Genomic DNA, 10,368 nt, shown 5'->3' with positions numbered 1-10,368 from the left:
TCGTCCACGCCGACGACTGGCCGGCCTACACCGCGAGCCGCGGCGCCTACTTCGACATCACCGCCGAAGCACCCGGCCATGTCTCGCACTCCTACAAGGAGTTGGCCGCCCTGTTCGCCTCCGGGCGCTGGCGGGACGCCGAGTCGGCCCGGCTGCGGAATCGATTCCGCTCCCGCTTCTGCGAGTTCGACGACGGACGGGCCGCCGAGCGCGTCGTACGGACGCTGCTGCTCGGCGAGACGGGGTGGACACCGGAGCCGACGGCGAGCCAGGCGTCCGACGCGACCACGCTCGCCTCCGGCGTTCGCGGCGCATGAGAGGCCCCGGCATTCGACGCGGCCCGATATGGGAATCATTCGCAAGGTATTGAGTGACTTACCGAAGAAATTCCCATCGGCTGATGGTGAGTGCCGTGGACGTCCTGTTCCGCGGGCCGCTCGAAGGATCAGCGGGCATTAAGGATGAATTCTCCGGCGATCCACGATCCATGGTTTCTTCACCGGTACCTCTCTCGTTTATAAGCCGCAGGCCATGGTGCGAGGCGTTCATGCCGTCCTCGTTCGGCTCGTGCCGTCACGGTCCATGGCCGCCGCGACAGCGCCCGGTCCCTCCTCCCCGGTCCCGGGGCCGAGGTCTGCTGACCCCTTCTTCGAACAGGAAGACAACGAGAGTGCGACAAACCCTGAGCAAGGGCATGGTCATGGCCGCCGCCGCGACAAGCGTCCTGGTGGGCGGCTCCGACGCGTACGCCGCCCCCCAGGTGCAAGGAATCACGCTGGACGTGCCCGACACGCTGTCGGGCAACACCGTCCAGGTGTCGGCGGACCTGCCGGTCGACGTGTGCGGCAACACCATCCAGGCGCTCACCCCGGCTGCCCCCGGCACCTCCTGCGCCCCCACCACAGCCGGCAAACCGAACACACCTGCCCTGCCCGACCACACTCCCGACCGCGACACCTCATCCACCGCCCGACCCCAGACCCCCACCACAGCCCCCGACCACACCACACCGGACAGCACCGCACACACACCCCAGGTACTGTCCGGCAACACCATCGACACAACGGTCGACCTGCCCATCGACGTCTGCGGCAACACCATCCAGGCGCTCACCCCGACGGTCCCCGGCACCTCCTGCGCCCCCACCACGGCCGACAGCCCGCCGCCCACCCCGGCCAACCCCGCCCCCAACAGACCGACCACGACGGCCGACCCCACCCAACCAGCAACCACCACAGACACACCCCCCGTACTGTCCGGCAACACCGTCAACACAACGGTGGAGCTGCCGGTCGACGTCTGCGGCAACACCATCCAGGCGCTCACCCCGGCTGCCCCTGGCACCTCCTGCGGCAACACCCCCGACGGTGACGGTCCGTCCACCTCCCGGCCGCACACTGACGGGCCTGCGGGTCCGGGGGTCACACCGCCCTCGGATCGCGGGCCGGTCACTCCGCCCGTCTCTCTGCCCACGGTGCCGATCACGCTGCCGTCCGTCCCCGGGGTGCCCCTGTACCCGGCCGGCCCCTCGGCGCAGCCCCCTTCGGGGATCGTCACGCCCGCCGTCCCGGCCGTGGACCTGCCGCCCCTGTCCGTCTCGGTGCCGGCGATCTCGCCTCCCGCGACCGGCACCACGCCGACGACGCCCCTGTCCTCGGACGGCGGCCCGGCCGGTTCGACGACCTCGTCTCCCGGCGCTCCGACGGCACCCCAGAGCCCGGAGCAGGGCCCTGCGACTCCCTCACCCGCTACGCCCTCTTCGCCGTCCTCGCCCACGGTGCCCCAGCGGCCGGTGCCTCCCGCGGCGCCGGAGTCCTCGACGCCCGCCGTCCCCACCGCCCCGGCAGGGCCCAGGCCCTCGGATCGCGGGCCGGTCATCGCCCCGGCGACCCCGCTGTCGCCGACGCGTGTCCCGACCACTGCCACCGTCTCTACGGTCACGACCGTCCCGGCGTCCGTGCCGGACGGTAGCGGCCCGGCCACCCCGGTGACGGTGCCCGCGCAGTCCGCGGCCCTTCCCCGGACCTCCACCGGCACCACCCCGACGGCGCCGCTGTCACCGGGTGACGACCCGGCCACCCCGACGGCCGCGGCACCCGCCAAGACGGGCGGGATGGCCAGCACCGGCACCGAGGTGATGCTCACGGCCACCGGCGCCGTCGCCGCACTGCTGGCGGGCGGGGCCATCGTGTATCGCCGCAGAAACTCCCGTCGGTAGCGCCGACGGCACCGGCGGGGCCCACCCCGCCGGGTCCGGCCGGACAGCGGTGGCACGAGTGGCTGTGTGCGGCCGCGCCGGACGGGGGACGGCCTGCCCTGCTGCCCTTCGACAGAGGTCAGCAGGGCAAGCCTGCCGAGGCGCCGCGAGAAGCGTTCCGCGGACGCGCTTGGACCACCTGATGCCCTCGGGGGCTCCGGGGCGTGTTACTGGCCGATGGAGCCCTGTTGGACAGGGGAACGACGCAACGCTCTTCCCACGGCACCTCCTTGTGGCCCGATCGGTTCGGGGGCGCTGGAGAACTCGTCGCCCGCCTCGCTGTACGGAAGAGCCGTCCTCCCGGCCATGGCCAGGGCGATCTCGGCGATGCGCTCACTGGCCTTACCGTCACCGAAGGGACACGGCCGGCCGGCCAGCGCACTCACCAGGTCGGGGTTGAGCAGGATCCGAGTGATCTCCTCGGAGATCTCCTCCTTGTGGCGCACGCGTACGGCGAAACCGGCCGCGATCGTTTCGGGCCGCTCCGTGTTCTTCCTGACCACGATCAGTGGCTTCTTGATGATCGTGCACTCCTCCTGGAGCCCGCCCGAGTCGGAGATCAGCAAGCGTGCGCTGCCGGCCAGCGAGAGGAAGGCGGAATGGTCGAGCGGGGGAATGCAGCGGAGTCGCGAGAGCGGTCCGGCCAGTCCGAAGGAGTGGGCGCTGCTGACCGTCCTCGGATGCGCCGGGAAAACCACCGGGATCGGCGAATCGGCAAGCGCGTCGATGATTTCGGAGAGTCGCTCCGGAGCATCCGTGTTCTCCGGACGGTGAATCGTCGCGATGATGAACTCGTTCTCCCTGAGTCCATATCGGTCGAGTAATTCACGGGTTTCCAGTGGGCCCGGCATGGATTCGTGGGTGGCCTCCACGATGGTGTTGCCCGTCACCCTGATCCTGTGCAGCGGGATTCCTTCGGAGACGAGGTTCGCGGCATTCCATGACGTGGGGGCGCAGTGCACGTCGGCCAGGACGGACACCAGACGCCGGTTGATCTCCTCCGGCATGGTCCGGTCGTTGGACCGAAGGCCCGCTTCCACGTGCAGGACGGGGATTCCGCAGTAGTTCGCGGCCTGCGCGCCCGCGGATGTCGCGTTGGTGTCGCCCTGCACGATGACCACCTTCGGAGGCGACTGCCGGAAGTGCTCGGCGAGTTGCTGGGTGGCCCGCGCGATCTGCACACTGCGGTGGGCGGCGCTGACCCCGGTCAGACGCACATGCGGCTCGGGGAGTTTGAACGCGTGGAAGAAACTGTCGGAGAGTTCCCTGTCGTAGTGCTGCCCGGTGTAGAAGATCGAGGCACGTGGTCCGAGACCGCGGATCACTCCGGCCAGCTTGATGATCTCCGGACGCGTGCCCAGCACCACCGCGATGTCGTTTGTCTCGTTCATGGGTCATTGGCTCCAATACAGAACGGGATGGTTGGCGCGCCCCCTGCGGAGCGAGGCACTTCTAGGCACGGAAGAGGCTGTTGAGTTCGTCGATCTCCTGATAGAGACGGCTGCATGCGCCGCATTCCTCTACATGCAGTGCCACCTCTTCGGATGCGCACTCACTGAGACGTCCGCGGGAATACGCGGCAAGCCTTCGCACATAGCCAGAGCACTGCCCGTGATATCTCCACTGGCCGAGATGGACCGTGAGATATGCCTGCCGCAGGCCCTCTTTCGCCCGGTAGGCCAAGGCCGCGACGCTGTTCGGGCTGATGCCCATGCTGTTGGCGATGGCCGCGGGCTGCTGGGACTGCACGATGGTGAACCAGAGGACGGTTCTCCACCGGTCCGAGAGGGAGGCGAGCGCTTCTATCGCCAGCCCGTTCTCATAGTTCTTGAGGGCTTCGTATCCCGCCGAGGCCGCGCACTCCACCTCGTAGAGGCTGACGTCCGGCACATACACCTGCCGGCCCGCGTTCCTGCCCCATTCGGCCACCACGTTGCGCAGGACCTTGAGCAGATAGCTCCGAAAGGAGCTGGACGGGCCCCCGCCGGACCGCAGCGCCTGTAGGACTCGGGAGAATGCCTCGGCCACGTAATCCTGTGCGGTGTGGGTGTCGTCGGCGTACATCGCGGCCAGTCGGGTGGCGGCTCTGCGATGCCGGGTGAAGAGTTCCGCGAAGGCATCGGCATCGCCGTCTCGCACTGACTGAGCCAGCTCTTGGTCACTTAACTCGGTTGCCGCGGGGTCGGCGCCTTGGGGGTCTGAGGGGCGGACCGGCGGCGTACGATGTCTGGTTGAATTTGACAAGGACGGCTCCTGGACGAGGATTCGCCGAGGGCGTTCACGGGCGCACGATGAATCCCATCGATTTTCTTGAGAGTCGCCGAGACTCGATAAGCAGAGCGGGTCCTCAGCTCAGGCACGACGGACGGCGTGGTGACATGCCGCTCCTTATGTCCGGGCCCAGGGGGTTGGTACGGGGATTGTCGGACCGGCTCAGGTCATCCGTTGCTCGGATCGTATCCGTGGGGTGCCGCAAAACGTGTTCGGGATCGATACGCCGCCCGTTGCTTGAGGAGCCATTGACTGCGAACTCTCAGGAGGGTCCCCAGCATTGCGCTGAGGACGGACGGCCACGGGCGCCGTGTAAGCCGGGAAGCAAGGAGGCGCCGATCCAGGTCATCACGGCTTTGTCTCCCATGATCGCTGCGGAGGTTTGCCACCCCTTTATATGGCCTTCGCTTCTTCCCGGGGTGAATCCACGCCGTACGCCCAGCGGAAGATGCGACCTTCAGGTCCAGGAAGATCGGATCGTCCCACCCTGGCCGCCGCGCTGAAGCCGGGAGTTCGCGCAGCGGCGCTGTTGTCCGCCCGCAGCGCCAAGGCGGGTGACGGCGTATCACTCGTTCAGCGGCCGATTACCCATTCCGGTCCGTCCGCGTCCGTGAACCATGAACGGGCAGGCGGGCCAGTCGCCGATGGGCCCTCGTTCTCACGCCGTCATGCGACGGTCCCGACTTCCTCGATATGAAAGGCGTCGCCTCAGCAGGATCACCGGTCATCCTGTGCGCCGAGGGCCATGGCCCGGTTTTCTCCGGCCGGGGCGTCGCCGACCGAACGAACACGGACTGCCGATGTGCAAGGGGAATCCTTGGCCCGCAAATCCGACGTACCCCGTCAGCCGCAGACGATCTACCGAAGCATTCCCATCCGTTTTGCCGACGGGCAGCACGGGGTGGGCAGGGCGCCGGGCCACCGCCTTGGGCCGCGCACGCCGGCTGTGCGGTCGGCCGCTGCCGTCGCCGATCGGACCAAGGAACGGGTGCCCACGTGCGGTTCACGCTGACCAGGCGTTCTCGCGGATTCCTCCTCTTCACGGTGTTGGCTCTCGGCCTGTCCTCGTTGCCCGCCTCCGTCGCGTGGGCGGATGACGAGGCAGACCCGGTGAACGGCTCGGGGGCCGCTTCGCGACTCCAACTGCACCGCCTGTACGAGGAGGCGGCACATGCCGCCGGGCGGCACGAGGCATACCGTCGCAGCGCACAGGCCCAGACGACGGCCGTGCGGCTGCTCCGGGCCGAACTCACGCGTCAGCGTAGCGATCTACGCGAACTCAAAGCGGATGTCGGCGAGTTGGCCCGGATCCAGTACCGCGGTGGTCTGCTCCCCGACACACTGTTGGCCCTGACGACGTCCACCCGCCGTGATGCGCTGCGCAATCTCAGCCTTGTGCACAGCGCCCATCATGGTCTGACGGCCTCCTTGCGGCGTGTGCAGAGGAACACGGTGGACCTCACCGAGGCACAGCGGAAGGCCATGGCAGGACTGCGTCTGCTGCGGACGCTCCAGCAGCGGCAGGCGGCGGCCAAGCGGGACATTCAGGCGAAGCTCCGTCGGGCCCGCGCACTGCAGGAGGCGCAAGCGCGGCGCGCGGTCACTCCCTGCCGGGACGGGTCCGCACCGGTCCACCGCGATCTGTCCTCTCTCCTGTTTCCCGTCCGCTCACGCAACCAATGGGTCCTGCCGGTTCAGGGCTATGTGCTCTCGGCCGGGTTCGGGGCGGCGGGCTCGCACTGGGCGCATCGGCACACCGGACAGGACTTCGCCGTCCCGGTGGGTACACCGGTCCATGCCGTGGGCGCCGGAGTGGTCGTCGAGGCCGGCTGTGACGGGGCCTTCGGCAACAACGTCGTCATCCGGCACGGCAACGGGTACTACACGCAGTACGCCCATCTTTCGGTGCTCCGGGTGAGTGTGGGACAAAGCGTCGGACCGGGTGATCCGATCGCGCTTTCCGGTAACACCGGTAATTCATCGGGACCGCATCTTCATTTCGAAGTGCGGGTCACCCAGGAATTCGGTTCGGCAGTGGATCCGGTCATCTGGATGCGAGAACACGGCGTGACTTTTTAACCCTCCACCCGATCGTCAAGAGTTATCATCTGAAAATTCATCAATTTCAGTTGGAAGGCGCTTGAGCAAGCGCCGGGTGCGACACGGAAGGACTACTATGACCCACGCACGGCCCGCCTACTCCGTGTACGTCAGGGGAGTGACTCTTTCTCTTGATCTTCGTGTCCTTCTCCTGCTGAACGAGCGCGATGAATGGGAGCTTCCTGGAGGGCGCCTCGAACGTGGTGAATCACCAGAACAGTGCGTGGTCCGCGAGATCGCGGAGGAATCCGGATGGCAGACGATGGCCGGCCCGCTGCTGGACGTGTGGTCGCACGAACCGGAGCCCGGCCGCAGCATTCTCACCGTCACCTACGGATGCCCCGTGCTGACTCCCCACGCCACCCCCGTGCCGAGCGGCAAGCACCGGCAACTCGGCCTGTTCAGCCCCCACGAGCTGCACAGGGTGCGGATGCACGAGGGATACAGAAACTCCGTCACCGCCTGGCTCAAGGCGGCCCCGACGGTGCGTATGCGAGCAGGCCAGGGGGTCCTCATGGACGGACGATGGGGCCCGACGCCCCCCACCACCGCGCCGGCATGCCCGAGCCCGGCGCACACCATGTGCTGCGCCTGCCAGTGACACCTCCCTGATCCGACCGTCGACCAGCAGTACCGCTTCTACCGAGACAAGGGGTGACCAAAGATCATGGGATCTTTCCTTGTGGTCATCTTGCTCTTCTGCGTGCTCTCCCTGAACGCGTTCTGTGCGTACTTCTGCCTGATGTATGCCGTCGCGCCCAGGCGAAGAAGGGCCACTGGGGCGGACGAGCGGGTCGTGCCGCAGCCGCGGCCCTCGCCGAAGTCGCCCCGCGCTTCCTCGCGTCCCGGTGCCGTGCTCGTGCCCCGTCAACGCGGCACGTCCCGCAGTGAGACATGACTCAGGCACCCGGGTGACGGTCGGTGCCGGGCTCCGGGCCGCCGGGGAAGGGCACAGGGCCCTGACCCCTTGAGCCCGGGAGCCCGAAGCCCCCGGTGCAGAACCGGCAGTGGCCGGGGTGTTACATCGCCGGCGTGCCGGTGCCGAGACGGCGGCGGTAGAGGACGACGCCGGCCCCGGTCACGGCAGCGGCGGCGACGCCCGCCCCGATGGCCGGGTCGACCAGGGGAACCGCCAGGATGTTGGTGTTGGCGGAGGAGACGTTGTTGTCGGTGTCGGGGTCGGCCTCGACACCGTCGACGGTCGCCGTGTTGGTCATCCGGAATCCGTTGGGTCCTGCGGTGCCGGTGACGGAGATGACGGCACTGGACCCCACGGGCAGAGCACCGCCCTGGCAGGAGATGGTGCCGTTGCTCTGGCCGCAGTTGGCGGCGGAGGTGGTGACGCTCGGGTTGAGCAGCCCCGTGGGGATCTGGTCGGTGACGACCCACCCGGAGGAGGCGTTGGGGCCGTAGTTGGTGACGACGATCTGGTAGGTGATCGGGTCTCCCGCGTTCCCCAGTGCCGGACCGGCCTTGGCGATGGACAGATCGGCCGACGCGTCGGCCGCGACCGCCTGCGGCGCGGCCAGCAGCCCGAGCGCACCCCCTGCGGCACCGCCCACCGTGAGCATGATGGCGAGCATCCGCCTTGAGTACTTCTTCATGTGCCTTACTCACCTATCGGGTTGAAGAACCCCTTCCGTTGTCGGAGGGGGTATACGTATCAGATCGTCAGGCTTCTTCCGCATGACGGCCGACTGTCCAGACAGGTGACGCCGTCCGTGAAGGCGCGTCCGCGCCGCCCCGCGGGCACACGGCTCCCGCACCCCACCTCGTCCTCGACGAGAAAACCGCCCGGGCGCAGGCCGTGGTGGATGTCGACGCCGCCCCATCGAGGCGGCCGGCCTCGTCGCCGCTCGGGGAGTGGGGCGTCGTGTCGGGGCCTGTGCGGGGCACTCACCGGTGATCCCCCGATCGCGACGGCGCATCTGGGAGACGATCCCGCGCCGGGCCGAGCCTCTGTTCTGTGCCCTCGTCAGCAGGCTTCGGGCCTGCGCTCATGCGCGTAGGAAGGGGGCGCCACGGCCGCGCTCGCGCATGGGCGATCAACCGATGTGATATGGGTGGATCTTCAATTCACCCGACAATTCGTTCCCTGCGGACGGTCCTTGCCCAACTGTTGCTGCACGGATGTGTGAGCCAGGACGTCACCGCTCCCAGATTCCTCTCGGTGAGAAACATGTCCTCGACTTTCGCCAGCCCGAGCACGACTCATGTACCGGACCGGGCCACCGGCGCCCCCGGCCGCATTCTGCACGTCGTCGAATCACGCGCCCGGAACGCTTTTTCCGCGCTGGGCGAATATCTTTCCGCGGCCCGTCATCTGGAGCACTGGGTACTCGTCACAGAACCCTGCGGGCTTTCGGGAATTCCCCGTGGGATGAGCGGGGCCAGGATCGCTGTCCTGCCCAGCGGTCAACGGGCCCGGCTGCGCGCCATCGGCGACGCCTATGCGGAGGTCAGGCCCGATCGGGTGCACGCGCACTCGTTCGGCGCGGGGGTGTATGTGCGCCTTTCGCCCAGCGTCCCGACGGATGCCATCGTCTACAGCCCGCACGGTTATGCGTTCGAGCGCCAGGACCTGCGTGCCGCGCCTCGGATCCTCGCCCTCGCCTGCGAATATCTGCTCGCGCCGCGTACCGACGTGGTGGCCGTGTGCACTCCTCGGGAGGGGCAGTTGGCGGCGTGCCTGCAGCCCACGGGACGGATCGTCCATGTGCCCCGGGTACCGCACGGCCATGTGCTCGACCCCGCGGATGTGCCGCCTCCCGTGGCCGTGGGGGCGACGGCGGTCGCCATGGGTCCGCTGAGCCCGCAACGGGATCCCGCTTTCTTCGCGCGCGCGGCGGCCGCGGCGGACTCGGACACCACATGGATCTGGATCGGCGACGGGGAATCCCGCTACCGCCGCCTTCTGGAGAGTGCGGGGGTCTGTGTCACGGGGCGGCTGCCGCGCAGGAACGCGCTTCGTCTGCTGCGGACGGCCGATGTGTATGTGCACACGGCGGCCTGGGAGGGAAGCCATGACACCTTGCTCCAGGCGGCGGTGGCCGGCTTGCCCGTCGTGGCCCGCTCGATCCCGGCGCTCAGGGCGCTCCGGCTTCCGGGGCTGGCCCCTACTCCGGAGATCCTGGCCGACACGGTTCTGCGTCTGCTCGGTTCGCCGGTTGACCGCCGTATTCATTCGGAGGCCGTCAGACGCGCCTTTCGATGCCACACCCGTACCACCCAGGCCGCCCGACTGCTCGCGCTCTACGGCTCCGGCAGATGACGCGGCACACCGTCTCCGGTGGTGTCCCGCCCAGTGATGCGGGCGTCCGGGCCCGTGAGTCCGAATTCCCGGTGACCGGCTGACGCGGCTGAACGACCGGTCCTGCCGTGGGAGCCACGGGTGCCGGTCAGAACGGCATACGGCGCCCCACCCAACGGTCACGCCCCCCATCACCGCCATGACGCCACGTCACAGCGACCTGCCCGGCCTTGATCACCAAGGTCTCCATGGCCGGCCGCGGCTTCTGCATAGCGCCAGCGCGGTGGTCGAGTCGCTTGGCAGCGCCGTGAGCAGCCGTAGTCTCACTGATCTCGCGGTTCATCTCAGCGGGGCCCTCGGCACCGGTCTCGGTCAGGAATTCAGCCGGTGAAGCCAGTGAGGTTTTCTCAGCGAAATGATCTTCGCGAAACGTTGTGAACCGCTCATCCCTGGGCGGATCGGATGAACCCACCCTGGTCGTGGGCAGACG

The 10,368-nt window shown here is 68.2% G+C and carries 9 protein-coding genes; 5 read left to right on the top strand and 4 right to left on the bottom strand.

The annotated features are described in order from the left end of the window. Both ABT245_RS45070 and ABT245_RS45065 read left to right on the top strand, forming a co-directional pair. The coding region (locus ABT245_RS45070) for a CDP-glycerol glycerophosphotransferase family protein (protein ID WP_351746765.1) at nucleotides 1-317 on the top strand (317 nt) is incomplete at its 5' end. Between the two features lie 353 nt (nucleotides 318-670). Further along, nucleotides 671-2,218, top strand: coding sequence for a chaplin family protein (locus ABT245_RS45065; protein ID WP_351746762.1), 1,548 nt, complete (start codon nucleotides 671-673; stop codon nucleotides 2,216-2,218). 206 nt (nucleotides 2,219-2,424) lie between these two features. Here the strand turns inward: ABT245_RS45065 and wecB are convergent, their stop codons facing one another. Then, the gene (gene wecB / locus ABT245_RS45060; RefSeq protein WP_351746760.1) at nucleotides 2,425-3,648 is read right to left on the bottom strand and encodes a non-hydrolyzing UDP-N-acetylglucosamine 2-epimerase; all 1,224 of its coding nucleotides are present in this window, start codon (nucleotides 3,646-3,648) and stop codon (nucleotides 2,425-2,427) included. A 61-nt stretch (nucleotides 3,649-3,709) separates the two neighbouring features. Then, complete coding sequence (locus ABT245_RS45055; RefSeq protein ID WP_351746757.1) at nucleotides 3,710-4,396, bottom strand: sigma-70 family RNA polymerase sigma factor; 687 nt, start codon at nucleotides 4,394-4,396, stop codon at nucleotides 3,710-3,712. Between the two features lie 1,359 nt (nucleotides 4,397-5,755). Between ABT245_RS45055 and ABT245_RS45050 the strand changes: the two genes are divergently transcribed. Both ABT245_RS45050 and ABT245_RS45045 read left to right on the top strand, forming a co-directional pair. Beyond that, complete coding sequence (locus ABT245_RS45050) at nucleotides 5,756-6,607, top strand: M23 family metallopeptidase (protein ID WP_351746755.1); 852 nt, start codon at nucleotides 5,756-5,758, stop codon at nucleotides 6,605-6,607. A 97-nt stretch (nucleotides 6,608-6,704) separates the two neighbouring features. Beyond that, complete coding sequence (locus ABT245_RS45045; RefSeq protein WP_351746752.1) at nucleotides 6,705-7,229, top strand: NUDIX domain-containing protein; 525 nt, start codon at nucleotides 6,705-6,707, stop codon at nucleotides 7,227-7,229. A 418-nt stretch (nucleotides 7,230-7,647) separates the two neighbouring features. On the opposite strand, the gene ABT245_RS45040 is transcribed toward ABT245_RS45045, so the two are convergent. Then, nucleotides 7,648-8,232: a DUF11 domain-containing protein gene (locus ABT245_RS45040; RefSeq protein ID WP_351746749.1), complete on the bottom strand. Its 585-nt coding sequence runs from the start codon at nucleotides 8,230-8,232 to the stop codon at nucleotides 7,648-7,650. 776 nt (nucleotides 8,233-9,008) lie between these two features. Here ABT245_RS45040 and ABT245_RS45035 point away from each other — a divergent pair. After that, on the top strand, nucleotides 9,009-9,899 hold the full coding sequence (locus tag ABT245_RS45035; protein ID WP_351746746.1) for a glycosyltransferase: 891 nt from the start codon (nucleotides 9,009-9,011) through the stop codon (nucleotides 9,897-9,899). A 127-nt stretch (nucleotides 9,900-10,026) separates the two neighbouring features. Here ABT245_RS45035 and ABT245_RS45030 read toward each other — a convergent pair. Continuing rightward, nucleotides 10,027-10,368 (bottom strand): hypothetical protein (locus ABT245_RS45030; protein ID WP_351746744.1); only part of this gene is annotated, 342 nt, incomplete at its 5' end.

It is taken from the genome of Streptomyces sp. NPDC001508, assembly GCF_040298665.1.
GTDB lineage: Bacteria > Actinomycetota > Actinomycetes > Streptomycetales > Streptomycetaceae > Streptomyces.
This window is presented reverse-complemented; position numbering and strand designations above follow the sequence as displayed.

Bases quoted from the DNA above. Each gene is read 5' to 3' on its own strand.
- ABT245_RS45045 (WP_351746752.1), top strand. From the start codon at position 6,705: ATGACCCACGCACGGCCCGCCTACTCCGTGTACGTCAGGGGAGTGACT.
- ABT245_RS45035 (WP_351746746.1), top strand. From the start codon at position 9,009: ATGAGCGGGGCCAGGATCGCTGTCCTGCCCAGCGGTCAACGGGCCCGG.
- ABT245_RS45040 (WP_351746749.1), bottom strand. From the start codon at position 8,232: ATGAAGAAGTACTCAAGGCGGATGCTCGCCATCATGCTCACGGTGGGC.
- wecB (WP_351746760.1), bottom strand. From the start codon at position 3,648: ATGAACGAGACAAACGACATCGCGGTGGTGCTGGGCACGCGTCCGGAG.